This is a genomic window from Salegentibacter sp. Hel_I_6, assembly GCF_000745315.1.
Classification (GTDB): Bacteria; Bacteroidota; Bacteroidia; order Flavobacteriales; family Flavobacteriaceae; genus Salegentibacter.
The window spans coordinates 2,811,064-2,836,690 of record NZ_JQNQ01000001.1; the positions used below are offsets into that span (position 1 = coordinate 2,811,064).

The window sequence follows — 25,627 nt, forward strand, 5'->3', positions numbered from 1 at the left end:
TTAATTTTACGCGATAATCGAGATTTAAATATAGAGTGGCTTGCTTGGGTTCAAAAAATAAATTTTCGATCTATATTTCGGAGATTTACCTTGAGGTTTTGATGGAATTTTTCGGCAAAATTGATATTAAAAAGAAAGGAGCAACTTAAGTTGCTCCTTTCAAAACGCTAATTTAAACCTAAACTAATAATTAAGCCTTTCTTTTAAATTTCATATTATTTACAAGTTCCCAATTCTCACTGCTTTCTTCTGGTAAAAAGACACTCCATTCAATATTATCATTATCAGTCTTAGAGATCTCATGTTTTGCTTGTTTCTTCACATTATTTTCGGTGTAATCTTCTAAAAACTCAAATTTACCATTTCCAATGTCTCTAATATCTACGTCAGAAACTTCAATCCCATTGGGATTTACAGCATTGATGTAAGCCATTTGATAAGTATCCTTTAAGGCATTATAAGCCACAATTCTCTCACAGCAGGCGGCATTTCCTTCTTTAGAATGTTCAATTCTTAAAACCGATTCTCCTGGTAAATAGCTAATAGTTTGGCTGCTTGACGGTATATTTATTGCTTCGCCATTTCTGTAGCCGGTTTGTGTAATTTCCCAATTACCCGAAAGGAAATCTAATTGGCGGTGTTTATTTTCTAAACGTGCTAATTTTGAAAGCGAAGCTTGTTTCATTTCGGTTTTTTCTGCTTCGTCCTCTATATTTTCCGCTAATTTTGCCGCTTTCTTAAAATTCTCTTTGGCCTTCTCATTTTCTCCTTTTTCTAATAATAGATCGCCATAAGAATCATAAGGATTGGCTTCTTCTGGATATTCTTCAATTTGTGCTTTAAAAACCTGCTCTGCAGTTTCCAGGTCATTATCATCCATCATCAACTTGTAACCGAGGAGATTTAAGGGTTCTTGCAAACCTTCGTATTCTGCAGTTTTATGCTTTTCATACATTTTCATGGCTTTATCAAGCCCATTACTTTTATATTCCTGATATAATTTCTCATCCAATACTGTTTCACTTTCCTCCTGAGCAAACAGCAAGCCCCCGCATAAAATAAGCACCAGACTTATCATCTTTCTTAAAACTATTCCCTCTTTCATAATTCTTGATGTTTTGGTTATTTTCTTAAATTTAAGAATTTCAAGCTTAAGTTGATTATGCGTAAATCTTGTTTTGTGTTGATATGCAGTAATTTAACCTGCTTTGTTTTCTTTTGAATCCCTTATGAATAAAAAGAAAGCGTGGATATTTGTGTAATGAGAGATGTAGAAAGTATGGCTGCAATTTTGGTGAAAATCAGGGGAAAATTGGTATATTTTTTCTGGCTGAAGTACAGCTTAACTAATATAATTCCAGATATTTTTATGCTTAGCTAACTGCCCGTAAGTAAAACGGAGTACCTTATTTTTATCCAGAGATAGATTAGGGTCCTCTTTTAAAATTCTCATAGCGTGATGTCGCGCCAGTTTTAGGATGTCATTATCCTTAACAATATCGGCAATTTTTAAATTTAAAACACCGCTTTGCTGGGTGCCCATAATATCGCCGGGGCCTCGTAATTTTAAATCAACTTCGGCAATTTCGAAACCATCGTTAGTGGCGGTCATGGTTTCCAACCTGGTTTTACTGTCGTTAGATAATTTGTGACCCGTCATTAAAATACAAAAACTCTGTTCGGCACCACGGCCTACTCGGCCTCTAAGCTGGTGTAGTTGGGAAAGCCCAAATCGCTCGGCACTTTCAATAATCATGACACTGGCGTTTGGTACATTCACGCCAACTTCAATTACAGTGGTGGCGACCATAATTTGAGTTTCTCCGCGTACAAAACGATCCATTTCATAATCTTTAGCGTCAGATTTCATCTGGCCATGAACTATAGAAATTTGTTGATCTGGAAACTCACGAGCAATACTTTCATAACCATCCATTAAATCTTTATAGTCCATTTTTTCCGATTCCTGGATCAATGGATAGACTACATAAACCTGCCGACCTTTTTTTATTTCATCCCTAATAAAAGCAAAAACTTTAAGCCTATTGCTATCATAGCGGTGTACGGTTTTAATTGGTTTTCTGCCAGGCGGTAATTCATCTATTACCGAAATATCTAAATCGCCATAAAGACTCATCGCTAAAGTTCTGGGAATTGGCGTTGCCGTCATCACTAAAATATGTGGGGGCACTTTATTCTTTCGCCATAATTTTGCCCGTTGCGCTACACCAAAACGGTGTTGTTCATCTATAACGGCCAGTCCTAAGTTCTTGAATTTCACCTTGTCTTCCAGCAAAGCGTGGGTCCCAATTAGAATATCTATTTCGCCGTTTTCCAGCTTTTCGTGAATTTCACGGCGGGCTTTAGTTTTTGAAGAACCGGTAAGTAAATAAATACTGGTGTCCAGATCACTGCAAAGTTCTACAAGACCATTATAGTGCTGAATTGCGAGAATTTCTGTAGGTGCCATAAGGCAGGCCTGGAAGCCGTTATCTAAGGCAATAAACATAGACATTAGTGCGACAATGGTTTTTCCTGAACCTACATCGCCCTGCAGCAATCGGTTCATTTGTGCGCCACTGCCAAGATCGGCGCGTATTTCTTTAATTACCCGCTTTTGCGCGCCGGTAAGTTCAAATGGGAGGTGATTGCTATAAAATTCACTAAAATTTTGACCAATTTCTTCAAAAACAAAACCTTTTATCTTTTGCTTCTGAAGCATATTTTTAATCAGCAATTGCAGCTGAATATAAAAGAGTTCCTCAAATTTTAATCGAAACTGAGCTTTAGCCAACAATTCCTGGCTCTGCGGAAAATGAATATTAAATACGGCTTCTGCCTTTGGGATCAGTTTTAATTCTGAAGTAATTTCTTCAGAAAGCGTGTCGTAGAATTTCCCTTTGGTTTCAATAAAAAGCTGTTGCATCAATTTATTGATAACCCGGTTGGTAATGCCCGATTTTGCTAATTTTTCGGTAGAAGGATAAATTGGCTGCATCGCGGTACGCAATTGCTTTTTATATTCCTCTACCGGTTCCATTTCCGGATGCGGCATACTAAAAAGGCCGTTGAACCAATTGGTTTTCCCAAAGATCACATAAGGCGTATTGATCTTTAAATTCTCACGAATCCACTTTTGGCCGCGAAACCAAACCAGTTCCATTTTCCCGGTGTCGTCAATAAAATCAGCTACCAGGCGCTTGCCGCGTTTTTGATCTACACTTCTTATATGTGTGATTTTTCCAACGATTTGCACTTCGGCTGAATTTCGCTGTAATTCATTTATTTTATAAAACCGGGTTTTGTCCAGGTAACGATTAGGAAAAAAGTTCACCAAATCCTGATAGGTATGAATGCCGAGTTCTTTCCGCAGTAAATCGGCGCGATTTGGGCCGACCCCTTTTAAGTAATCTATGGGTGTTTGCAGAATATTGGCGTTCATGAAAACGAAGATATTAAAATCAGGTTTTTTAGGTTGAATTTCATTTAAAAATAAATCTCAAATTTTCTAAGACCGAGATTTTATTAAGTTTTCGTAATTTGCGATTGTAGTTTATTAATATGAAATATCCCCTCATCGCCTTCTTTTTTTGTTTCTGTTGGAACACCTATAGCCAGGCGCCATTAGCAGATTCTCTAGATCAAATAAATAATATAAATTTTAAAAAAGCTGAAGCTGAAATCCTGGTTTCACCGAAGGAAAAGAGTGTTTCTGGTACTATAAAATATGATTTTTATGTTCTAAAAAGTATCGATTCGTTTTATGTAGATGCCAGGAATATGCAATTTGATGAGGTTTTGCTGAATGGAGAATCCACTAAATTTAGAAACACGGGGCAACGTATTTGGATAAAAAATGAATTAAAACTCTCGGAAAACAATTCGTTGCAACTAAAATATCAAGCAAAACCAAAGGATGCAGTTTATTTTATTAACTGGGAACTTCCTGATGCTATAGATGCTCCAAAACAGATCTGGACACAGGGGCAGGGAAAATATACTTCCAATTGGTTGCCTTCATTCGATGATCAGCGCGAAAAAGTAGAATTTGATATTTCGTATCATTTCCCCAAGGATTTAGAGGTGATAGCCAATGGAAGACTTTCAGGTACTTCGGTAAATGATTCTTTAAAAATTTGGGATTTTGATATGCAAAGCCCAATGAGCAGTTATTTACTGGCTTTTGCTGCGGGAAATTATGTTGTAGAAGAAACAGAATCTGCTTCAGGAGTTGGTTTGCAATTTTATATGCCAGTTTCTGAAGAAGATAAGCTAGAGCCCACTTATCGTCATACCAAGCTAATTTTTGATTTTATGGAAAATGAAATCGGCGTGGCTTATCCATGGCAAAACTATAAACAGGCACCGGTTAGAGATTTTCTATATTCTGGTATGGAAAATACTTCCGCCACTATTTTTGACCACGCTTTTATAACCGATTCTATAGCTTTTAAAGATCGAAATTATGTGAGTGTAAATGCGCATGAGATGGCTCACCAATGGTTTGGAAATTTAGTAACTGCAGAAACTGCAAACGATCACTGGTTACACGAGGGGTTTGCAACATTTTACGCCCTCCTGGCAGAAAGAGAGATTTTTGGAGATGATTATTACTATTGGCAACTATACGAAGCTGGAGAAAGACTTAAAGAATTAAGCGACAGAGGGAAAGGAGAGCCGGTTACAAAAGCTAACGCCAGTTCTCTTACCTACTATCAAAAAGGAGCCTGGGCCTTGCATATTTTGCGAGAAAAAGTGGGCGATGTTGCTTTTACTAAAGCAGTGAAGAATTACCTGGCACTTTATAAATTCAAAACCGCAACTACTGAAAATTTTATTGCTGAGGTTGAGGCTGTTTCAAATGAAGATCTTTCAGATTTTATGAGCAAATGGCTAAACCAGACTGCTTTCCAGGGATTTGCTGCCTTGAATTCACTAAAGAATTCTGAATTTATAAAAAAACATTTGGAGATTTTGGCCCTTCGCGAAACTCCGCTCGAAAAAAAAGAAGAATTTTTAAGTGCTGCGCTTAATTTTCCAGTGAGCGACTACACCGGGCAGGAGGTTGTGTATCAATTAGAAGGAGAAACTTCAGAAACAGCATTAAAGCTATACAAGAAAGCTTTTGCAACCAATAATATCTACGTTCGGCAGGCGATCGCGACCAGTATGGAGAGAATTCCGCAGCAACTAAAAGCGAGTTTTGAGTCGTTACTTAACGATGAATCCTATATAACCCAGCAAACAGCATTACTTAAATTATGGATGAATTTCCCCCAGGAAATTTCTGTATATCTAGATAAAACCAGGGAAGTTGAAGGTTTCACCAATAAAAATGTGCGAATGCTTTGGCTCACTTTAAATCTGGTGACACCAGGTTACGATGCGCAAAACCGGGAGAAAACTTACAATGAGCTTTCCGGGTATACGGCCACTCACTATCCAATAGAAGTTAGGGAAAATGCTTTTGGTTATTTATACCAAATAAATAGTTTTACCAATCAAAACCTGTTGGATCTTATGCAGGGAACCCAACACCATACCTATAGGTTTAGAAATTATTGCCGTCAATTACTTACAGAGCTGCTTAAAAACGAGGAGTATCGTGAAAAATTCTTAGCTTTAGATAATGGTCTTTCTCAGAAGGAACAGGACTTTCTTAAATCTAAACTATAATTTATGCGGGCACTGGTGATATCTGGAGGAGGCAGTAAAGGCGCTTTCGCCGGGGGAGTAGGCCAGTATTTGATTGAAGAGTTAAAACGAGATTACGATCTCTATTTGGGAACTTCAACAGGCAGTTTGCTTATCTCTCATCTTGCACTTAATAAATGTGAAAAGATAAAGGAAATTTACACCTCGGTCAATCAATCCAGTATTTTTAGCAATCGGCCATTTTTAATTAAACGTCGCCACGGTTACGATCAAATAAGCATTAATCACTTTAATGTAATTCTCAACTTTTTAAAAGGAAAAAAGACTTTTGGGGAAAGTAAAAACCTTAGAAAATTAATAGGAGAAACTTTAACTAAAGAAGAATTCTTAAGCTTGCAGGCCGGAAAAAAAGATATTGTGGTTACGGTTTCCAATATTTCGCTCAATACCGTAGAATATAAATCGATTAAGGATTTTGATTACGAAGATTTCTGTGAATGGATTTGGATCTCTTGCAATTACACGCCGTTTATGAGTTTAGTGCAAAAGGAAGGCTGCGAATATGCCGATGGTGGCCTGGGGACTATGGTGCCTATTGAAGAAGCGATAAAACGAGGAGCTACCCATGTTGATGCGGTAATTTTGCAAACTGAAGCTACTTTTTATAATAGAATGCCTTCTAGAAATGTCTTTGGATTAATCACCAATTTGTTCCGGTTTATGCTGGATAGAATAGAAAAACAGAATATTAAAATAGGTAAGTTTGCCGCCGCTAATAAAAATGTAACGATAAATTTTTACTACACGCCTTCCGTATTAACTACCAATTCCCTTATTTTTGATGAAAAACAAATGAAGTCCTGGTGGAGAACTGGCTACACTTACGCCAAAGAAAAAAGCGAGGAAATTAATCAAATTGAACCTTAATGCGCGCACTGGTAATATCTGGCGGTGGAAGTAAAGGAGCCTTTGCAGGAGGCGTTGCCCAATATTTAATTCAGGAAGAAGGCAAGAAATACGATTTATTTCTTGGTACCTCTACCGGAAGTTTATTAATTCCGCATCTCGCGATGGGAAATATAGACAAGGTTTACGAGATCTACACCAACGTAAATCAGCGTAAGATTTTTAGTATAAATCCGTTTGTAGTGAAGCGCAAAGAAGGTCGCGAATATGTGACTATCAATTATTTTAATATGTTTTGGCAATTCGTGCGTAAAAAAAGAACTTTTGGGGAAAGCCAGAATCTTAGGAAACATATTAAACGAAATTTTTCTGAAGAGAATTTTGCCCAGCTTAAAAATCAGGTAGAAGACGTGGTAGTAACCGTTTCTAATTTATCTAAAAATCGGGTAGAATATAAGTCGATTAACGATTTTACTTACGAAGATTTTTGCGACTGGATCTGGATAAGTTGTAATTATATTCCGTTTATGAGTTTGGCAAAAAAAGACGGATTTGAATATGCCGATGGTGGACTTGGCTGTGTAGTGCCAATTAGGGAAGCTATAAAAAGAGGAGCTACAGAAGTTGATGCGATAATTCTTGAAGCCGAAAATATGGAATACAATAAGGTGTTGGGGAAAAATCCATTTTCGTTAATGATCAATCTTTTTGGGTTTTTGCTGGACCAGGTAGAATATCACGATATCGTTGAAGGGAAACTCGCCGCACTAAATAAAAAAGTAAAATTAACTACCTATTACACCCCTACAAAACTGACTGAGAATTCACTGGTTTTCAATAAAGAATTAATGACAGAATGGTGGCAGCAAGGTTATGATCATGCTAAAGAAAAACACTTGCAATACCTGGCTACTAAAAGAAAAAATTTCTTCGGCTTGTTTTAAATAAAGCGTTTTACTTCGTTTTTTAAATACGCAATTGCAGCTTCGGTAGGAGATTGTTTTTCCATTAAATTCTTCAGGATTATTTCTCTTAATTTATCGGCATTGGTTACACTTTCCTGTTGGTTTGCTTTTCTTATAATTCCGATAGTAGCGTTTTTAGCAGTTTTTATATAATCCCAGCTTTCGGTAGAAAGATAGATTTGCTGCGCAAGATTATGGTCAAACTCCTGCTCTATAGTATTGATTAAAAGACGTTCGTAGGCTTCTTTATCATCAGAATTCGGCTTTATTCTGAATAATATTTTCCCCGGGGAAATACGTTCTAAAAAAAGTGTCATTCTTTCATAGGCTTGCAATTTTAAGGGAAGAGCCGTTTTTTGATTTTCCCTGTGTAATAAAAATCGCCTCCTATTTTCTTCATTTTTGTTATAGGAACTGAAAAAGTAAAATGCTACCACGCCCACAATCAAGGCCGGTAAAATAGCTAATAATATTTGGGAAAGTTCTATTTGATTCATTCGTTCTTATTATGTGCCGAAGTTTCCTCGGTTTCTGCTTCTTTGGTTTTAACTTCTTTTTGCTTATAACTTCCTCCTAGATGCTGGCAATCCATATGGCCGTAAATATCGGTGAAAGGTACTTTTTCTTTGTGATATGCAAAAGTAGTCGCCAGGGTTTTTGCCAGGTTCTTATCGCTTAAATTGATCTCTACATCGTCCATAGTGAACTGGGAAGGATGTTCGTAACCGCAGGCATGTGTGATTTCCAAAAGTTCTTTTCTAAATTTTGTAAAGTAATAATTAACCCGGCGTGCCTTATCTTTTACATTTATCCCAGATTGTAACCATTTGTTTTGTGTAGCAACGCCGGTAGGGCAGGTATTATTGTGGCAGGCCTGCGCCTGGATACACCCAATACTCATCATCGCTTCTCTGGCCACATTTATACAGTCAACACCAAGCGCAAATGCCATAGCGGCCTGTGCCGGGAAACCGAGTTTTCCACTGCCAATAAATACGATTCTATCGGTAATTCCTTCATTTAAGAATATCTTATAAACATCGGTGAACGCATAGATCCAGGGAAGCGAAACATGATCGGCAAAACTTGGTGGGGCAGCACCGGTACCACCTTCACCACCATCTATGGTAATAAAATCGGGGCCACGTTTGGTTTTTGCCATTAATGAAGCGAGCTCTTCCCATTGATCCAATTTCCCGACGGCCGATTTTATTCCCACCGGAAGCCCGGTTGCTTCAGCAATTTCTTCAATGAAATTTACCATTTCCGGAATTGTGCTGAAGGCTGAATGATTGGGCGGTGATAGTACGTCTTTGCCTAAAGGGACATTCCTTATTTCCGAGATTTCCTTTGTGATTTTGGAAGCGGGTAAAACGCCACCTTTTCCGGGTTTTGCTCCCTGGGAAAGTTTAACTTCAATAGCTCTTATTTGCGGATTGTTTTTTACCAGTTCCACCATTTTTTCCATAGAAAAATTACCGGCTTTATCCCGAACTCCGAAATAACCGGTTCCAAAATGAAAAACAACATCGGCTCCTTTTTGGTGATATTGCGAAAGCCCGCCTTCACCGGTATTATGATAAGCACCGGCTTCTTTACAACCTTCGTTGAAAGATGCAACAGCTTTTGCTGAAAGAGAACCAAAACTCATCGCCGAAACATTGATAATTGAAGCAGGCCTGTAGGGGCGCTTTCTTTGGTTAGATTCTCCCATAACCTTTGCGCAGGCTATAAAATTTGGATCTATCCTATTGGGATGATTTTCTCCAAGTTTAAATGGAAGCATTGCATTATTGATGAATATATAATGCGTAGAAAATATATCCTGATCGGTTCCAAAACCTTCGTAGTTATTCTCATTTTTGGCAGAAGCATAGATCCAACCCCGCTCTACACGGTTAAAAGGCAATTCATCCCTGTTACTGGCTACTATATATTGCCTTAGTTCAGGACCAATACCTTCTAAAAAGTATCTAATATGACCTACCACTGGGAAATTATGTTTTATAGTGTGCCTTCTATTAAAAAAGATGTCTTTTATAGCGATTAAAATGATAACAATAAGAAGCCAGCCCCACCATTCGATTGAAGCTATAAAACTAAAAAAGCAATCCATAATTATTGGTTTAGGTAATCTATTGCCAGTTGAGACATTGTTTTCACTCCCAATAACATTCCGCTTTCATCAATAAAAAAGTCAGGAGTGTGATGTGGAGCGGGTTCGTTAGAATCTAAAGGTTTTCCACCAAGAAAATAATAGAAACCCGGAACCTCTTCCTGGAAAAATGAAAAATCTTCACCACCTGTAGTTGCTTTTGCTAAAACCACGTTTTCTTCTCCAGCTACATGCTGTAGTGTAGGTAACATTTTGCTGGTAAGTTCAGGATCGTTATAAGTAATAGCAGTATTATTTTGAATTTCAACCGTAGCTTCCCCACCATAGGCTTTAGCAATTGCAGGGACCATTTCGTTCATCCTTTTCAGAATTAATTTTTTCATATCTGGATCCAGAGTTCTTATTGTTCCAATCATTTCGGCGGTTTCCGGAATAATATTAAAGCGAACGCCACTGGTGATTTTTCCTACGGAAATTACCGCGGCGGCATCTACCAATTTAGATTCCCTACTGATTATTGTTTGCAAACCATCGATAATTTTTGCTGAAATTAGAATAGGATCGGTGCCACTCCAGGGAGCAGATCCGTGGGTTTGTTTTCCGGTAACATTTATTACAAAACGTTCTACCGCTGCCATAGTGCCTTCTGGTTTATAACGAATTGTACCCACTGGGGTTTCCGAATTTATATGAAGTCCGAAGATGGCATCTACATCGGGATTTTTTAATACACCTTCCTTAATCATGAGCGAAGCACCGCCTTCTTCGCCCGGCGGCGGACCTTCCTCAGCGGGTTGAAATATAAACTTTACTGTACCATTTATTTTATCTTTATTCTTTGAAAGAATTTCTGCGACGCCCATCATAATTGCGATATGAGTATCATGCCCGCAGGCGTGCATAACCCCGGTTTCTGAACCTAAAAATTCTGTTCTTACTTCAGATTTAAAGGGGAGATCATTTCTTTCGGTTACCGGGAGCGCATCAATATCTGCTCTTAAGGCTACGGTTTTGCCTTCATTATCGCCTTTTAGAATTCCTACCACGCCGGTTTTTGCAATTCCGGTAGTAGTTTCAATTCCCAAACTTTGTAAATGGGCTGCAATTTTCTTAGCGGTTTCGGTTTCCCGGTTGGAAAGTTCAGGGTGCTGATGAAAATCCCTTCGCCACTCAATCACCTGTTCTTCTATTTCTTCGGCAGCTGAGTTGATTTTAGGATCAATTTCCTGGGCTGCCAAAGAAAAGCTAAAAAGCCCAAGCAGACTGAATATAATTTTTTTCATAGTAAATTTTATTTCGCGCTCAATTTTGTTTGTAGAATTTTAAAGATATTAAAAAGATAACCAATTGCTTAAAGCAGGTTGTAGTTAATTTAAAACAAAGTAGGTTTCAGGTTTATATTTTGTCTCATTTTGGTTAATTTCACGCATTTAAAAAACTGAAAAGATTGGAAGCTTATTTAGCCGAATTAAATGACGCACAACGCGCGCCTGTACTGCAAAAGGAAGGCGCAATGATTGTGATTGCAGGAGCAGGATCTGGAAAAACAAGGGTGCTTACTTACCGTATTGCTTACCTAATGAGCCTGGGGGTAGATCCTTTTAATATTTTATCGCTCACCTTTACCAATAAAGCGGCTCGGGAAATGAAAACCCGTATCGCTAAAATTGTAGGGAATAGTGAAGCGAAAAATCTTTGGATGGGAACTTTTCATTCCATTTTTGCTAAGATTCTACGTTTTGAAGCCGATAAATTGGGCTATCCTTCAAATTTCACGATTTACGATACACAGGATTCGCAAAGTGTAATTAGGGCGATTATAAAAGATATGCGTCTGGATAAAGACGTTTACAAATACAAACAGGTTTATAGCCGAATTTCTTCCTATAAAAACAGTTTAATCACGGTAAAAGCCTATTTCCAAAACCCGGAATTGAAGGAAGCCGATGCGATGTCTAAAAAACCGCGTTTAGGGGAAATTTACCAGGAATATGTAGAGCGTTGCTTTAAAGCCGGCGCGATGGATTTTGATGATCTTTTGCTGAAAACCAACGAACTGTTAAATAGGTTTCCGGAAGTGCTTCATAAATACCAAAACCGTTTCAGGTATATTTTGGTAGATGAGTACCAGGATACTAACCATTCGCAGTATTTAATTGTAAAAGCACTTTCCGATAAATTTCAGAATATATGCGTGGTGGGAGATGATGCGCAGAGTATTTATGCTTTCCGCGGGGCGAATATTAATAACATTCTGAATTTTCAGAAAGATTATGATAATGTACAAATGTACCGCCTGGAGCAAAATTACCGTTCTACCAAAAACATTGTAAACGCCGCCAACTCCATTATTGAAAAGAATAAAACCAAGCTTGAAAAAGTAGTGTGGACGGCTAATGATGAAGGGCCAAAAATTGTTGTAAATCGTTTGCTTACCGATGGTGAAGAAGGCCGTTTTGTTGCGGGTTCTATTTTTGAGAATAGAATGCAAAACCAGATGAATAACGGCGATTTCGCTATTCTTTATCGAACCAATGCCCAGAGTAGGGCGATGGAAGACGCACTTAGGAAAAAAGAAATTCCATATAGAATTTACGGTGGGCTTTCATTTTACCAGCGAAAGGAAATTAAAGATGTACTGTCTTATTTACGTTTGCTGATAAACCCGAAAGATGAGGAAGCGCTTAAGCGTGTGATTAATTATCCTGCCCGAGGAATTGGGCAAACTACCATGGATAAATTGAGCATTGCCGGAAATCAATATGGCAAGACCATTTTTGAAATTATTGAAAATATAGATCATCTTGATTTAAAGATCAATAGAAGTACCCAGACCAAGCTTAATAATTTCGTGAATATGATTAAGAGTTTCACGATTTTAGCCGAAAATGCCGATGCATTTACCGTAGCCGATACAGTGACCAAAAAAACCGGTTTGGTTCAGGAATTAAAGAAAGATGGTACTCCGGAAGGAATTGCCCGAATTGAAAATATCGAGGAATTATTAAACGGTATCAAGGATTTTGTAGAAGGCCAAAAAGAACTCGCAGATGCCAACGGTTCTTTAGCTGAATTTCTTGAAGATGTAGCACTCGCTACAGATATGGATAAAGATACCGGCGATGATGACCGTGTAGCCTTAATGACCATTCACCTGGCAAAAGGTTTGGAGTTTCCGTATGTATATATTGTTGGGTTAGAAGAAGATCTATTCCCTTCAGGAATGAGTATGAATACCCGAAGCGAGCTGGAAGAAGAACGCCGATTATTCTATGTGGCCCTTACCCGCGCCGAAAAACAGGCTTATTTAACTTATACGCAGTCCCGTTACCGTTGGGGAAAATTGGTAGATGCTGAACCCAGTAGGTTTATTGAAGAAGTAGATGAGCAGTATATGGATTATATGATTCCGCAGGATGATTATAAATACAAGCCACTTATAGATACCGATATTTTTGGTGATGATATTGATAAAAGTAAATTACGCCAAAACAAACCCAAAAAAGGAACTCCGCCGCCGGCACATAAGCCAAGCGAATCTCAATTAAGAAAACTTCGGAAATTAAAACCAGCCAGCCCCGAACCTGAAAAAGCTACGAATGCTATAAAACTGGAAGCCGGGAACGTAGTAGAACATATGCGTTTTGGAAAAGGAAAAGTTTTAGCTATAGATGGCGTGGGACAGGATAAAAAAGCCGAAATAGATTTTGAGAATGGTGGAATTAAAAAGTTACTGCTAAGGTTTGCAAAACTTAAATTAATCTCCTAACCGTCGTTAAACTTCTGTTATATAAAGCCGCTTCACGCGGCTTTCTTTTTATCTTCAAATTAAAAACTATGATAAAAGAAGGAAGTAAAGTGAGTTGGAAATGGGGAAATGGGGAAGCTGAAGGTAAAGTAACCAAAACTTATGCTAAAGAAGTTACCAAAACTATAGATGGCAGTGAAATTACCCGAAAAGGAGAAGAAGGAAATAAAGCTCTTTTTATAGAACAGGAAGATGGGAGTAAAGTACTAAAGCTGGAAAGTGAAGTTTCTAAAGTAGATTAATGAAACCATTTCAAAAATATCTGCTCGAAAATTTGTAAATTCTCGGGTATTAAAATTTATAACTTATGGCTGAATTACTTAAAATTTACGACGAAAACCCAAGTCAAAAACATATTAATAAAGTAGTAGAAACTTTAAGAAACGGGGGGCTTATTATTTATCCTACCGATACCGTTTATGGTTTAGGCTGCGATATTACTAATACCTCGGCACTAGAAAAGATTGCCCAGATAAAAGGGGTGAAACTGGAAAAAGCGAATTTCTCTTTTATCTGTGAAGATTTAAGCAACCTTTCAGATTATGTAAAGCAAATAGATTCGGCTACTTTTAAAATCCTTAAAAGAAATCTTCCGGGACCTTATACTTTTATCTTACCCGGAAACAACAACCTGCCAAATGTCTTTAAGAAGAAGAAAACTGTTGGAATTAGAGTCCCAGATAATGCGATATGCAAAAGCATTGTCGCTACTTTAGGAAATCCAATTGTTTCTACTTCTATTTATGATGAAGATGAGGTAATAGAATACACCACAGATCCTGAATTAATAAAAGAGAAATGGGATCATCTGGTAGATCTGGTTATTGATGGAGGCTATGGAGATAATATTCCTTCAACCGTAATTGATCTTACCACCTCACAACCTGAAATAATAAGGGAGGGTAAAGGAAGCGTAGACATTATGTAGTTTTAAATTAATTTTTAGATAACGAGTTAAAAGCCTGCTAAATGCAGGTTTTACTTTTTTTTCGACGCGTATTGTCCATAACTTAAAAAAAAGATAAGTAATGAATTATATTAAAACTAAAAACGAAGAAAACGGAAATACCATAAAGCTTGCCTATGAAGATTATGGAGAGGGACAACCGGTTATTTTGATACACGGATGGCCTTTAAGTCATAAAATGTGGGAATACCAGGTAGAGAAAATTGTTGAGGCTGGATTTAGGTGTATAAGCTATGATCGTCGTGGATTTGGAGATAGTGATAAGCCCTGGGAAGGTTATGATTACGATACCCTGGCTTCAGATTTAAATGATGTGATTACCGCTTTAGGACTTTCTGACGTTATTATTGTAGGTTTCTCTATGGGCGGAGGCGAAGTAGCTCGTTTCATCGGGAAATACGGAACCGCAAACATTGCAAAAGCAGCACTAATCTCTGCAGTACCTCCTTTTATGCTTAAAACTGATGATAACCCAGATGGATTGGAAAAAGAAGTATTTGAAGGATTTAAAGAAGAAATTAGAAAAGACCGTGCTGGTTTCTTAGCTGGTTTTGGAGATAAGTTTTACAACTTCAGTAAAAATAAAGAGAGGATAAGTGAGGAGCAAAAGCATTTTGATTGGAGTATTGCTTGTAGCGCTTCTGCCAAAGCAACTTTAGATTGCGTAGATGCTTTCGGCTTAACTGATTTTAGAGAAGATCTAAAAGAATTTGATGTGCCCACATTAATTGTACACGGGGATGATGATGAAATTGTGCCAATGGATATTGCCGGTAAGAAAAGTAAAGATTTTATTAAAAACAATACTTTTGAAGTGATAAAGGGTGCACCTCACGGATTAATAATGACCCATAAAAAGGAGTTTAACGAAGTTTTACTTCGGTTTTTAAAAGCCTAATAGTACAAACAACATAGATTGAAATAAAAAACCCCGCTCTTGCGGGGTTTTTCTATAATTATAAGTTTGAAAAATGCTTATTCAGCTGATTTCATTCCTTCTTCGATCATTCCGTAGAATTGGTCTAATTTTGGAAGAACAACAATTCTAGTTCTTCTATTCTTAGCACGTCCTTCTTCAGTTGCATTACTTGAAACTGGAACATAATAACTTCTACCTGCGGCGGTCATTCTAGCTGGCTCAACACCAAACTCGTCCTGAAGAATTCTTACTACTGAAGTAGCTCTTTTTACACTAAGATCCCAGTTATCTTCAAACATTGAAGTTTTAATAGACTTGTCATCAGTATGCCCTTCAACCATAAACTCGATGTTTGGCTTGTTTTTAACAACAGTAGCAACTTTACCTAGTACTTCTTTAGCACGGTTGGTTACATTATATCTACCACTGTCAAATAATAATTTATCAGAAATAGAAACGTAAACCACACCTTTTTCAACATTAATTTCTATGTCTTCATCAGCCATATTACCCAAAGCTCCTTTTAAGCTGGTTACTAAAGCAAGTGTTACAGAATCTTTCTTATTAATGGCGTCACGCATTTTGGTAATAGCCATGTCTTTTTCTTTAATGCTTTCAAGAGAACGCTCAAGGTTCTCAGCTTCCTTTTTAGAAAGGGTAGCAAGGTCACCAACGTTGTTCAACAGGGCCGCATTAGTATTGTTTAGCCTTGTGATTTGTTGATTAAGGTTTTGTTTGTCCTCTAAACACGCATTTAACTTAATAGTAGCGGTGTTTAATTCATCCTGAGTTGTTTTTTGTTTTTCTTCCAGCTCAGCGTATTTTTTATTAGACACGCAAGAGGAAAACAAAAGAACGGCGGTAGCCGATAAAAGCATAATTCGTTTCATAATCTTGTAATTGTTATTAATGTTAGATGTTTCAAAAGTATCAAAAAAATGTAAAGCGGAAAAAGAAGCTATAGCATAAGTTTGAATCCTTTTATTTTAATTTAGAAAATTCTTTTTTGCTCAAACAAAAATAAGACCAAATAATAGATTTTATCTGAAAATATTTTTCAGTTTTTGAATTTCTTTTTCGTTTAGAATTAATTTTTTTGAAGTTACGGTAAAATGCAGAATGCGCCTGAAGAATAGCGTATAAATGTGCAAATTTTCCTTCTGCTAAAAATTTGATTCCAGCAATGCCATCCAGCACCATTCTCATTAATAAAATAGTATAGACATTTGCACTAGGAACGTTCTTTAATAGCATATAAAGGCTATTTCTAAAATTGAAGTAAGTTTTTCTGGGGTTCATACTATCAAGTGTAGCCCCTCCAACGTGATAAACCATAGCGGCACCGCAAGATTTAATTTGATAACCCAAATTATGAATTCTCCAGCATAGATCTATTTCTTCCTGGTGGGCAAAAAAATCTTCATCCAGCCCTCCGGCTTCCTGATACACGTTCTTTCTAATTACAAAGCAGGCACCACTGGCCCAAAAAATAGGAACATCATCATTATATTGCCCATAATCTTTCTCTAAAGTTTTAAAAATTCTTCCCCGGCAAAACGGATATCCATATTTATCGATAAAACCTCCAGCAGCCCCGGCGTATTCAAAATGATCTTTTTTCTTGTAATCCAAAATTTTTGGCTGAACTACTGCAGTTTTAGGTTCATTTTTAAGAATTTCAAGAACGGGTTTTTGCCAGTTTTCGGTAACTTCTACGTCGCTATTTAACAATACAAAAATATCTTCGGTTAAACCGGAAAGCGAGTCGTTGTATCCTTTAGCAAATCCGCCGTTTTCTCTATTCTGAATAATAGTGACCTGTGGAAAATTTTGCTTGACAAAACTTACTGAATCATCAGTAGATGCATTATCGGCTACGTAAATATTGGCTCCTTCAGAGAAACGAATTACCGACGGCAAAAACTGTTTTAGTAAATCACGCCCATTCCAATTTAAGATCACTACTGCTGTGGTCATGAGTTTTTAGATTTGGAAGAAGTATAATCAGGAATTTCAGCTAGAAAATCATATTTCTCCTGTTCATAATCCAGCTTGCAGTAATAGTGTTGTAAGCCATTAGTAAGCATAAGGAAGTCGGCTTTTAGAATCATATTATAACGTGCAATTTGATCAAAGACATCTTGTGTTATTTTTATATGTGGAGCTTTGCATTCTACAACTACTTTTATTTTTCCGTTTGGGTGGTAAACCACAGCATCATAGCGTTTGGTAAGTTTTCCCAGTTTGAGTTGTTTTTCAACATTTATATGATTCTTTGGGTAATTTTTATCTAAAATTAAAAATTTCACCACGTGTTGTCGTACCCATTCTTCTGGAGTTAAGATCACAAACTTTTTACGGAGATCATCAAAAACGGCGATTTTATTTTCACTATTTTTGAACCGAAACGAATATTTTGGAAAGTTTAGCGCTAACATAGTCCAAAAGTAAAAAACAAAAGCAAAGCACGGCAAGCTTGGGTTTAAATAAAAACAAAGTTTCAAAAAATCCTGCAAATTAATGGAAGAAGCAAAAGAGATTGTAAATAATATTCACAAGGGTAGTATTTCACCCCTCTATTTTTTAATGGGCGAAGAGCCTTATTATATAGATAGGATATCAGATTTTATAGCGCAAAATTTACTGGCAGAAGAAGAAAAAGGCTTTAACCAAATTATTATGTATGGCCGCGACACCAGTGTAGACGAGATTATAAGCAATGCCAAGCGCTACCCAATGATGGCCGAAAGGCAGGTGATAATTGTAAAAGAAGCCCAGGATCTTTCGCGAAGCATTGAAAAACTGGTAGATTATGCTGAAAATCCACAGCCTACTACCACTTTGGTTTTTTGCTACAAATACAAAAGCCTTGATAAAAGGAAGAAGCTTTCTAAAGTTTTAAAGAAAAACGGAATTCTATTTGAAAGTAAACGCCTTTATGAAAACCAGGTGGCCGATTGGATTATGAAAACCCTGAAAGCCAGGAATTATAGTATTTCTCCTAAGGCAGCGCAAATGCTGGTAGAATTTTTAGGGATTGATCTAGGCAAGATTGATAACGAATTAAATAAACTTCAGCTAATAACTCCGGAAGGAACTCAAATCACCCCGGAGCTTATTGAGCAAAATATAGGGATAAGTAAAGATTTTAATAATTTTGAATTGCGAAAAGCCATTGGGATGAGAGATTCTTTAAAGGCACACCGCATTGTAAATTACTTTGCGCAAAATCCTAAGGACAATCCTATGGTGGTGACCATTTCGCTTTTGTTTTCTTATTTCTCTCAAATAATGCAGTATCACGGCCTGCCCGATAAATCTAAGGCTAATGTTGCGAAGCAGCTAAAAGTGCATCCCTATTTTGTAGGCGATTATATAGCCGCTGCAAAAAATTACCCGATGAAAAAAGTGAGCCAGGTAATTGGTCTATTGCACGAGAGCGATGTAAAAGGCAAAGGTGTGGGTGCCGTAAATGTTTCCCACGGCGATTTATTAAAAGAATTAATGGTTAAAATCTTAAACTAGAATGGGTAAAATTAATTCGTGGATTAGTGCTGCCAGGTTAAGAACCCTGCCATTATCGGTTTCAGGAATTATTGTTGGGACTACCATTGCGGTAAAACAAGGCATTTTTAGCATTAGTATTTTTAGTTTGGCGCTGGCCACCACTTTAGGCTTACAGGTTTTATCAAATTTTGCTAATGACTATGGCGATGGGGTTAAAGGAACAGATAATGAAGATAGAGTAGGACCAAAACGAGCTATCCAAAGCGGACTAATTACTCAGAAGGAAATGCTTCAGGGAATTATCATCACTGGTATTGTTACCCTACTTTTTGCTATACTACTTATTTATGTTGCTTTTGGAAAAGAAAATTTAGGTTACGCTTTGTTTTTCTTTCTTTTAGGAATTGGCGCTATTGCTGCAGCGATAAAATATACGGTAGGAAAGTCAGCTTATGGATATCGCGGCCTTGGCGACGTTTTTGTTTTTATTTTTTTTGGCCTGGTAGCAGTTTATGGTTCTTATTTTTTGTATGCACTTGAATGGAACTGGTTGGTTCTATTACCTGCTTTTAGTATTGGTTTTCTCAGTATGGGGGTTTTAAACCTTAATAATATGAGGGACAGGGCATCTGATGAAAAAGCTGGGAAGAATACTTTAGTGGTGAAACTTGGGGCTAAAAATGCTAAAAATTATCATTATTCGCTTATTCTTGGCGCTATACTTTGCCTGGTGATTTTTACTGTGCTTACCTTAGAGAGCGTAAACGACTTTCTTTATATCCCGGCGTTAATTCCATTAATTCTTCATCTTAAAAGAGTTGTAGAAAATGAGAATGCTACCCTTTTGGATCCAGAACTTAAGGTTTTAGCTCTTTCTACTTTTGCCACCGCAGTACTTTTTGGTTTGGGTCAAATCTGGTAATAAGTTTAACAAAATTATATATTTGGTCCTTTCAAACTTATTTAAGTGAATCCTTAAATTAGAGCGAACCATAAAAATTAAGTTATGAAAATCACATTTTACGGACAAAGTTGCTTCGGAATAAAAATAGCAGATATCCATGTTTTGGTAGATCCATTTATTACTGGAAATGATCTGGCAAAAGATAAAATCAATATAAAAGATATTAAGGCCGATTATATTTTACTCACACACGCCCATCAGGATCATACTCTAGATGCTGAAGAAATCGCTAAAAATACCGGCGCTGTTATTGTTAGTAATTTTGAGATCGCTAATCATTATGAAGAAAAAGGTATTGAAGTTCACCCAATGAACCACGGCGGAAGCTGGGATTTTGAATTCGGAAAAGTAAAATATGTAAATGCAATTCATACCAGCTCTTTTCCAGATGGAAAGTACGGTGGGCAACCCGGCGGATTTGTAATTGAAGGAGAACATAAAAACATCTATATTGCCGGCGATACCGCACTAACGATGGATATGAAATTAATTCCGCAGCGTACAACGCTGGATCTGGCAATTCTTCCTATTGGTGATAATTTTACAATGGGCGTTGGAGACGCTATCGTAGCCAGTGATTTTGTAGAATGTGATAAGGTTTTAGGCTGCCATTATGATACCTTTGGTTATATAGAAATAGATCATGAAGAGGCAAAACGCAAATTTTACGAAGAGGGAAAAGACCTCTTGTTACTTGAAATTGGAGAGAGTCTTGAATTATAATTTTAGCTTTTTCAGAATAAAAATTTATGCAGGCAGATTATAAAAAGTATATCTTAAATTTTAAACGCCCCAGCGGAACTTCGCGGGGCGTTCTTACTACTAAAGAGACCTGGTTCTTAAAAATCACCGATGGCGATAAGGTTGGTTACGGTGAATGTGGAATTCTTAGAAGCCTTAGCGTAGACGATAGACCAGATTACGAGGAAAAATTGCAATGGGTTTGCAATAATATTAATATGGGAGAAACTATGCTCTGGGAAGAATTGGAAGAATTCCCAAGTATTCAAATTGGAGTAGAAATGGCCTTTAGATCTTTAAAAGCCGATAATCCATTTGAAATCTTTCCTTCTAAATTTACTAACGCAAAAGCTTCAATTCCTATAAACGGATTGATATGGATGGGAGAAAAGTCTTTTATGAAATCTCAAATTCAGGAGAAAATTGAAGCGGGATTCGATTGTATTAAAATGAAAATTGGGGCGATAGATTTTGAAACCGAACTGGAGCTTTTAAAGTATATCAGAACCGAATTTTCTTCCGGAGAAATAGAGTTACGTGTAGATGCCAACGGTGCTTTTAAACCAAAAGAGGCCCTGGAAAAACTGCAGCGTTTAAGTGAATTTCAATTGCATAGTATAGAACAACCTATAAAACAGGGGCAGTGGAAAGAAATGGCAGATTTATGCAGGGAAACACCGCTTCCGATAGCTTTAGACGAAGAATTGATAGGGATTTTTGATGTAACGAAGAAAGAAGAATTGTTACAAACAATAAAGCCTCAATATATTATTTTAAAGCCGAGTTTGATTGGTGGTTTTATAGGTACACAGGAGTGGATTGATCTCGCAGAAAAACATAATATTGGCTGGTGGATTACCAGCGCACTGGAAAGTAATGTGGGCTTAAGTGCGATTTCGCAATTCACCTACACCAAAAACAGTAAAATGCCCCAGGGTCTTGGTACTGGTAGCCTCTATACCAATAATATAGAAAGTCCTTTAGAAGTGGAAAAGGGTAACATTCAATATAATCCGGCGAAAAGTTGGGAATTTAATTTTTAGTAAATGTATATAGCTGAAGCGTTTAAATATCGTCACGAATTCTGGCGATATATTATTGGAACTTTATTAGTTGTTGTGGGAGTTATCTTAGGGCAAATTCCATTAGGCATTGCCGTATTTCTTGAACGCGGAATGGAAATCGCTGAGATGGATGAAGCTGAACTAATGCAGGTTCTGGATTCTAATTTTACTTTATTTTTAATTCTGCTCACTTTTGCTGTGGGCCTTGTGGCTTTATTACTTGTAGTGAAATTTTTACACAATCAACCCATAAAATCCCTTACCACCAGTCGCAAGAAAGTAGATTGGGGTCGCGTTTGGTTTGGTTTTAGTCTTGTGGCTGCATTCACTATTATCGTGACACTTATAGAATACACGGTAAACCCTGAGGATTTTCTGGTTAATTTTCAACCGGTTCCCTTTGCTATACTCGTAGTTGTTGCTGTAATTATGATTCCGCTGCAAACCAGTTTTGAAGAATATTTGTTCCGAGGTTATTTTATGCAGGCACTTGGAACCCTGGTTAAAAATCGCTGGCTACCTTTAATTGTAACATCAGTATGTTTTGGAGGTTTACATTTTTTCAATCCTGAAGTTACTCAAATGGGTAATATTATTATGGTTTATTATATAGGTACAGGGTTTTTATTAGGCATGATGACTTTGATGGATGAGGGAATGGAATTAGCCCTGGGGTTTCATGCGGGTAACAATCTTGTAGCAGCATTATTAATCACAGCCGATTGGACGGCTTTCCAAACGGAATCTATTTTTAAAGATATTTCAGATCCAACCGCCGGTCTGGATGTTTTAGTTCCTGTACTTATAATTTATCCCCTTTTTCTCTATATAATGGCGAAGAAATATGGTTGGAATGATTGGAAAAATAAACTTTTCGGGAAGGTAGAAAAGCCAGAAACCTTAAAAGTTTCAGAAGAAAGTTAAATTTATCATTACAATTTGCTAACTTTCATTATAGAGAAATGTAACATATTTGATTTTAAATATGGCAGATAAGTATAAAGTACCGGAAACCCACCCCGATTTTAGGCTGAATAAACGACATTTCACCAATGCCGAACTACACTTAATTGCTTATAATTTTATAAAAGAAGGAGAGGCTTTTGAAGAAAAAGTAGGAAGCTTTTTGTTAGAATGGATAAAGCCTTCAAAATACGTTGAGGTAAAAACTTCCGGATCTACAGGTTCACCAAAAGTTATCAGGATCAAAAAAGAGCATATGATCAACTCGGCCATTGCTACTTCTCGTTTCTTTGAAATACCCGAAAAAACTACTGCTTTATTGTGTTTGCCAGCTACTTATATTGCCGGGAAAATGATGCTGGTTCGTGCTATGGTTTTAGGCTGGCAATTAGATATGGTGCCACCATCTTCAAACCCTCTTGATCAGGTTTTTAAACGTTACGATTTTTGTGCAATGACTCCGTTTCAATTAGATAATTCGGTTGGGCGCCTGCATCTCATACAAAAACTTATTGTTGGTGGCGGGGCAGTTTCTCCACGTCTTCAAAAAATGGTAAGGGAGGTAGGCACTAAAGTCTATGAAACTTATGGAATGACCGAAACCGTTACCCATATCGCGGCCAAAAGATTAAATCCTTCAAAGAACAAGAAAAAATCACGGCCTTTCAAGGTCTTGCCAAATATTAATATTTCTCAGGACGATCGAGGCTGTTTGGTAATTAAGGCACCTAAACTTTCAGATGAAATTATTACCACAAACGATGTGGTGGAAATTCTTACCTATAAAAAGTTTATATGGAAAGGCAGGTTAGATAACGTAATCAATTCCGGAGGAATAAAGCTTCATCCTGAACAAATTGAAAAAAAACTTTCCAAAATTATAGATCAACGATTATTCGTAATGGCAATGCCAGATGATGCTTTGGGCGAGAAACTGGTGCTTTTTGTTGAAAATTCATTTTCAGAAGATCTGCTTCAGCAATTGGAGAAAGAAATTAGTGAGTTGAAGAGTCTGGAGAAATACGAGCGGCCTAAAAAAATCTATTTTATCGAAAAATTTGAAGAAACCCATACCGGAAAAATTCACAGGGAAAATACTTTTAAAAGTAAAGTAAACTAAGCTTCTATTTTATGAGAAAATTATTTGTATCTAAAGGTGGAGTATGCTACCCGCTCTTAATAGTATTTTTATTCGCATTTTGTTTTCCGGCTGTAGCTCAAATATTACCAGAGCGCGAACGCGCAAAGCTTTTAGAAGAAATACAGGGAGATAAATTTGAAAACCTTCTACCTAATTTAATGGATCGAGCCGAAATTGATATGTGGCTGGTAATCGCAAGGGAGTATAATGAGGATCCTGTTTTAAAAACTATGCTGCCGCCTACCTGGTTAAATGCCCGCCGGCGAACCATTCTCGTATTCTATAGAAATAAGGAGCAAGATAGTATTGAGCGACTTGCAGTTGCGCGATATGATGTGGGTAAAAATATTAGTTCTGCCTGGAACCCTGAAAAGCAACCCGATCAATGGGAAGCGCTTATTGAAATCATAAATGATCGTAATCCTAAAAAAATTGGATTGAATTATTCTGAAATGGATGGAATTGCTGATGGCCTGGTAAGAACCGATTATGATGAATTTATTGACGCTCTTCCGCAGAAATTTCATTCAAAAATTGTTTCCGCAGAAAACCTTGCGATAAGCTGGATTGAAACCCGTAGTGAAAAGGAAATGGAGATCTATCCGGAATTAGTACAAATCACAAAAGATATTATTCGGGAAGCATTTAGTAATAAGGTGATTATAGCGGGCGAAACCAGTACAGAGGATGTTGTTTGGTGGATGCGCCAAAAAGTAACTGAACTGGGGCTGGAAACCTGGTTTCATCCTACCGTATCAATTCAACGCGATGAAGAAGCACTTGAAGATCATATAAGTGCTTTTTCTTCGGCAAAAGAAAGAAAGGTGATCATGCCGGGCGACCTTATTCATTGCGACTTTGGTATTACTTATCTTGGGCTTAATACCGATTGCCAGCAAATGGCTTATATCTTAAAACCTGGTGAAAGTAAAGCTCCTGAATTTATTTCCGAAGCATTTAAAAAGGGAAATCAATTACAGGATATTCTTACAGGAAATTTTGAAACGGGGAAAACTGGAAATAAAATCCTTCTTGAAAGCTTAGAGCAGGCAAAAAGTAAAGGCTTAAAACCTATGATCTATACTCATCCTTTGGGGCTTTATGGGCATTCTTCAGGCACTACGATAGGCATGTGGGATTCTCAGGAAGGCGTTCCTGGAAGTGGTGATTACCCATTAAAAGAGAATACAGCATACGCGATCGAACTCAACACGAGTGTTTTCCTACCGGAATGGGATCAGGAAGTAAGAATAATGCTAGAGGAGGCAGGTTTTTGGGGAGAAGAAGGTTTTAGATACATCAACGGAAGACAAGAGGAGCTTCTGTTAATTTCAGACAATTAGAAATTAACTCAATTGAAAAACTGAGTTTTACAGCTTGACAGAAAACGTACTGCCTTATTATTGCTCCATTTTCATTGTATAATCCATAGAATGTTTACCGGAACCATATATCAAGAAAAATAGCGTTAAAATAAGTACAATACTGGCTTCAAGTAATCTACCTGGTTGCATAACTCCTATAAAATTTATCAGGATGGCCCCAATAATTATTGGGATTTGAACCAGTATTGCCCAACGGGTAAGTAGACCGACAGCTATAAGCACCCCGCCAATTAAATGAGCGAAAGCAACGTAGTGAACAGTAAGCATCGTTCCTCCATAACCTTGCAGCGGTTTAATGAGGTCTATTAGCGTTTCGGTTTGAGCAATAAAATTGATTCCCTTTATAAATAGGAAAACACCCAGTGCAATCCTTAAAACATCAATAAAATAATAAGTGTGCGCGTTTGCCCACTTATTGAGGGATTTTACACTTATCATAACTTTGGTTTTTTGGTTAAAAAAGCATTATAAGTTACTGAAAATAAACGAATTGAAATTTTAATTAAGTATTATTATTTTAGATTTT

At 37.2% G+C, this 25,627-nt stretch carries 23 protein-coding genes; 14 read left to right on the forward strand and 9 right to left on the reverse strand.

Annotated features, from left to right (window positions below):
* Positions 1–190 precede the first annotated feature (190 nt).
* Complete coding sequence (locus FG27_RS12360; RefSeq protein WP_037319546.1) at positions 191–1,105, reverse strand: M48 family metallopeptidase; 915 nt, start codon at positions 1,103–1,105, stop codon at positions 191–193.
* Between the two features lie 237 nt (positions 1,106–1,342).
* Positions 1,343–3,442: an ATP-dependent DNA helicase RecG gene (gene recG, locus FG27_RS12365; RefSeq protein ID WP_037319549.1), complete on the reverse strand. Its 2,100-nt coding sequence runs from the start codon at positions 3,440–3,442 to the stop codon at positions 1,343–1,345.
* 119 nt (positions 3,443–3,561) lie between these two features.
* Between recG and FG27_RS12370 the strand changes: the two genes are divergently transcribed.
* The 3 genes from FG27_RS12370 to FG27_RS12380 are packed head-to-tail and all read left to right on the forward strand — an operon-like array spanning position 3,562 to position 7,505.
* Positions 3,562–5,676: a M1 family metallopeptidase gene (locus FG27_RS12370; RefSeq protein WP_037319551.1), complete on the forward strand. Its 2,115-nt coding sequence runs from the start codon at positions 3,562–3,564 to the stop codon at positions 5,674–5,676.
* Between the two features lie 3 nt (positions 5,677–5,679).
* Positions 5,680–6,582: a patatin family protein gene (locus FG27_RS12375; protein WP_037319553.1), complete on the forward strand. Its 903-nt coding sequence runs from the start codon at positions 5,680–5,682 to the stop codon at positions 6,580–6,582.
* Positions 6,582–7,505, forward strand: a complete 924-nt coding sequence (locus FG27_RS12380; RefSeq protein WP_037319556.1) for a patatin family protein — start codon at positions 6,582–6,584, stop codon at positions 7,503–7,505. Before FG27_RS12375 ends, FG27_RS12380 begins: the two co-directional genes overlap by 1 nt.
* Here the strand turns inward: FG27_RS12380 and FG27_RS12385 are convergent.
* Genes FG27_RS12385 through FG27_RS12395 form a run of 3 tightly spaced genes read right to left on the reverse strand, consistent with a single transcriptional unit; the run spans position 7,502 to position 10,925 of the window.
* Positions 7,502–8,023, reverse strand: coding sequence for a hypothetical protein (locus FG27_RS12385; protein ID WP_037319558.1), 522 nt, complete (start codon positions 8,021–8,023; stop codon positions 7,502–7,504). The two genes, FG27_RS12380 and FG27_RS12385, sit on opposite strands and share 4 nt — an antisense overlap.
* Positions 8,020–9,642: an FMN-binding glutamate synthase family protein gene (locus tag FG27_RS12390; RefSeq protein ID WP_037319562.1), complete on the reverse strand. Its 1,623-nt coding sequence runs from the start codon at positions 9,640–9,642 to the stop codon at positions 8,020–8,022. The genes FG27_RS12385 and FG27_RS12390 overlap by 4 nt, the downstream gene beginning before the upstream one ends.
* Positions 9,643–9,644: 2 nt before the next feature.
* The gene (locus FG27_RS12395; protein ID WP_037319565.1) at positions 9,645–10,925 is read right to left on the reverse strand and encodes an amidohydrolase; all 1,281 of its coding nucleotides are present in this window, start codon (positions 10,923–10,925) and stop codon (positions 9,645–9,647) included.
* 164 nt (positions 10,926–11,089) lie between these two features.
* On the opposite strand from FG27_RS12395, the gene FG27_RS12400 reads away from it, so the two are divergent.
* The 4 genes from FG27_RS12400 to FG27_RS12415 all read left to right on the forward strand — a co-directional run bounded on the left by FG27_RS12400 (position 11,090) and on the right by FG27_RS12415 (position 15,315).
* The gene (locus tag FG27_RS12400; protein ID WP_037319567.1) at positions 11,090–13,411 is read left to right on the forward strand and encodes an ATP-dependent helicase; all 2,322 of its coding nucleotides are present in this window, start codon (positions 11,090–11,092) and stop codon (positions 13,409–13,411) included.
* Between the two features lie 68 nt (positions 13,412–13,479).
* Positions 13,480–13,692 (forward strand): DUF2945 domain-containing protein, encoded by a 213-nt coding sequence (locus FG27_RS12405; RefSeq protein WP_037319569.1) that lies wholly within the window; start codon positions 13,480–13,482, stop codon positions 13,690–13,692.
* A 65-nt stretch (positions 13,693–13,757) separates the two neighbouring features.
* A complete protein-coding gene (locus tag FG27_RS12410; protein WP_037319570.1) occupies positions 13,758–14,378 on the forward strand; it encodes an L-threonylcarbamoyladenylate synthase in 621 nt (206 codons plus the stop codon).
* A gap of 100 nt (positions 14,379–14,478) precedes the next feature.
* Positions 14,479–15,315 (forward strand): alpha/beta fold hydrolase, encoded by an 837-nt coding sequence (locus FG27_RS12415; RefSeq protein WP_037319573.1) that lies wholly within the window; start codon positions 14,479–14,481, stop codon positions 15,313–15,315.
* Positions 15,316–15,392: 77 nt separating this feature from the next.
* Here the strand turns inward: FG27_RS12415 and FG27_RS12420 are convergent, their stop codons facing one another.
* The 3 genes from FG27_RS12420 to FG27_RS12430 all read right to left on the reverse strand — a co-directional run bounded on the left by FG27_RS12420 (position 15,393) and on the right by FG27_RS12430 (position 17,774).
* Positions 15,393–16,226: an OmpA family protein gene (locus FG27_RS12420; RefSeq protein WP_037319575.1), complete on the reverse strand. Its 834-nt coding sequence runs from the start codon at positions 16,224–16,226 to the stop codon at positions 15,393–15,395.
* Between the two features lie 91 nt (positions 16,227–16,317).
* Entirely contained in the window at positions 16,318–17,313 is a 996-nt protein-coding gene (locus FG27_RS12425; RefSeq protein ID WP_037319577.1) for a glycosyltransferase family 2 protein, read from the reverse strand.
* On the reverse strand, positions 17,310–17,774 hold the full coding sequence (locus FG27_RS12430) for a type I restriction enzyme HsdR N-terminal domain-containing protein (protein WP_037319581.1): 465 nt from the start codon (positions 17,772–17,774) through the stop codon (positions 17,310–17,312). The genes FG27_RS12425 and FG27_RS12430 overlap by 4 nt, the downstream gene beginning before the upstream one ends.
* Positions 17,775–17,856: 82 nt before the next feature.
* Here FG27_RS12430 and holA point away from each other — a divergent pair, with 82 nt between their 5' ends.
* The 7 genes from holA (at position 17,857) to FG27_RS12465 (ending at position 25,059) form a co-directional block, all read left to right on the forward strand.
* Complete coding sequence (gene holA / locus FG27_RS12435; protein WP_037319584.1) at positions 17,857–18,861, forward strand: DNA polymerase III subunit delta; 1,005 nt, start codon at positions 17,857–17,859, stop codon at positions 18,859–18,861.
* 1 nt (position 18,862) lies between these two features.
* Positions 18,863–19,765 carry a 1,4-dihydroxy-2-naphthoate octaprenyltransferase gene (gene menA, locus FG27_RS12440; protein ID WP_037319585.1) on the forward strand — a complete coding sequence of 301 codons (903 nt, stop codon included), beginning with the start codon at positions 18,863–18,865 and terminating at the stop codon, positions 19,763–19,765.
* 84 nt (positions 19,766–19,849) lie between these two features.
* Entirely contained in the window at positions 19,850–20,530 is a 681-nt protein-coding gene (locus FG27_RS12445) for a metal-dependent hydrolase (protein WP_037319589.1), read from the forward strand.
* A 26-nt stretch (positions 20,531–20,556) separates the two neighbouring features.
* Entirely contained in the window at positions 20,557–21,591 is a 1,035-nt protein-coding gene (locus tag FG27_RS12450; protein ID WP_037319591.1) for an o-succinylbenzoate synthase, read from the forward strand.
* Positions 21,592–21,594: 3 nt separating this feature from the next.
* On the forward strand, positions 21,595–22,536 hold the full coding sequence (locus tag FG27_RS12455) for a CPBP family intramembrane glutamic endopeptidase (protein ID WP_037319592.1): 942 nt from the start codon (positions 21,595–21,597) through the stop codon (positions 22,534–22,536).
* 61 nt (positions 22,537–22,597) lie between these two features.
* Complete coding sequence (locus FG27_RS12460) at positions 22,598–23,695, forward strand: AMP-binding protein (RefSeq protein ID WP_037319594.1); 1,098 nt, start codon at positions 22,598–22,600, stop codon at positions 23,693–23,695.
* An 11-nt stretch (positions 23,696–23,706) separates the two neighbouring features.
* Positions 23,707–25,059 (forward strand): M24 family metallopeptidase, encoded by a 1,353-nt coding sequence (locus FG27_RS12465; protein ID WP_051935839.1) that lies wholly within the window; start codon positions 23,707–23,709, stop codon positions 25,057–25,059.
* 57 nt (positions 25,060–25,116) lie between these two features.
* Here FG27_RS12465 and FG27_RS12470 read toward each other — a convergent pair whose 3' ends face one another.
* Positions 25,117–25,539 (reverse strand): DoxX family protein, encoded by a 423-nt coding sequence (locus tag FG27_RS12470; protein ID WP_037319595.1) that lies wholly within the window; start codon positions 25,537–25,539, stop codon positions 25,117–25,119.
* Positions 25,540–25,627: the final 88 nt, after the last annotated feature.

Coding starts and splice junctions, on each gene's coding strand:
- FG27_RS12360 (WP_037319546.1), bottom strand. CDS start 1,105: ATGAAAGAGGGAATAGTTTTAAGAAAGATGATAAGTCTGGTGCTTATT.
- recG (WP_037319549.1), bottom strand. CDS start 3,442: ATGAACGCCAATATTCTGCAAACACCCATAGATTACTTAAAAGGGGTC.
- FG27_RS12370 (WP_037319551.1), top strand. CDS start 3,562: ATGAAATATCCCCTCATCGCCTTCTTTTTTTGTTTCTGTTGGAACACC.
- FG27_RS12375 (WP_037319553.1), top strand. CDS start 5,680: ATGCGGGCACTGGTGATATCTGGAGGAGGCAGTAAAGGCGCTTTCGCC.
- FG27_RS12380 (WP_037319556.1), top strand. CDS start 6,582: ATGCGCGCACTGGTAATATCTGGCGGTGGAAGTAAAGGAGCCTTTGCA.
- FG27_RS12385 (WP_037319558.1), bottom strand. CDS start 8,023: ATGAATCAAATAGAACTTTCCCAAATATTATTAGCTATTTTACCGGCC.
- FG27_RS12390 (WP_037319562.1), bottom strand. CDS start 9,642: ATGGATTGCTTTTTTAGTTTTATAGCTTCAATCGAATGGTGGGGCTGG.
- FG27_RS12395 (WP_037319565.1), bottom strand. CDS start 10,925: ATGAAAAAAATTATATTCAGTCTGCTTGGGCTTTTTAGCTTTTCTTTG.
- FG27_RS12405 (WP_037319569.1), top strand. CDS start 13,480: ATGATAAAAGAAGGAAGTAAAGTGAGTTGGAAATGGGGAAATGGGGAA.
- FG27_RS12410 (WP_037319570.1), top strand. CDS start 13,758: ATGGCTGAATTACTTAAAATTTACGACGAAAACCCAAGTCAAAAACAT.
- FG27_RS12415 (WP_037319573.1), top strand. CDS start 14,479: ATGAATTATATTAAAACTAAAAACGAAGAAAACGGAAATACCATAAAG.
- FG27_RS12420 (WP_037319575.1), bottom strand. CDS start 16,226: ATGAAACGAATTATGCTTTTATCGGCTACCGCCGTTCTTTTGTTTTCC.
- FG27_RS12425 (WP_037319577.1), bottom strand. CDS start 17,313: ATGACCACAGCAGTAGTGATCTTAAATTGGAATGGGCGTGATTTACTA.
- FG27_RS12430 (WP_037319581.1), bottom strand. CDS start 17,774: ATGTTAGCGCTAAACTTTCCAAAATATTCGTTTCGGTTCAAAAATAGT.
- holA (WP_037319584.1), top strand. CDS start 17,857: ATGGAAGAAGCAAAAGAGATTGTAAATAATATTCACAAGGGTAGTATT.
- menA (WP_037319585.1), top strand. CDS start 18,863: ATGGGTAAAATTAATTCGTGGATTAGTGCTGCCAGGTTAAGAACCCTG.
- FG27_RS12445 (WP_037319589.1), top strand. CDS start 19,850: ATGAAAATCACATTTTACGGACAAAGTTGCTTCGGAATAAAAATAGCA.
- FG27_RS12450 (WP_037319591.1), top strand. CDS start 20,557: ATGCAGGCAGATTATAAAAAGTATATCTTAAATTTTAAACGCCCCAGC.
- FG27_RS12455 (WP_037319592.1), top strand. CDS start 21,595: ATGTATATAGCTGAAGCGTTTAAATATCGTCACGAATTCTGGCGATAT.
- FG27_RS12460 (WP_037319594.1), top strand. CDS start 22,598: ATGGCAGATAAGTATAAAGTACCGGAAACCCACCCCGATTTTAGGCTG.
- FG27_RS12465 (WP_051935839.1), top strand. CDS start 23,707: ATGAGAAAATTATTTGTATCTAAAGGTGGAGTATGCTACCCGCTCTTA.
- FG27_RS12470 (WP_037319595.1), bottom strand. CDS start 25,539: ATGATAAGTGTAAAATCCCTCAATAAGTGGGCAAACGCGCACACTTAT.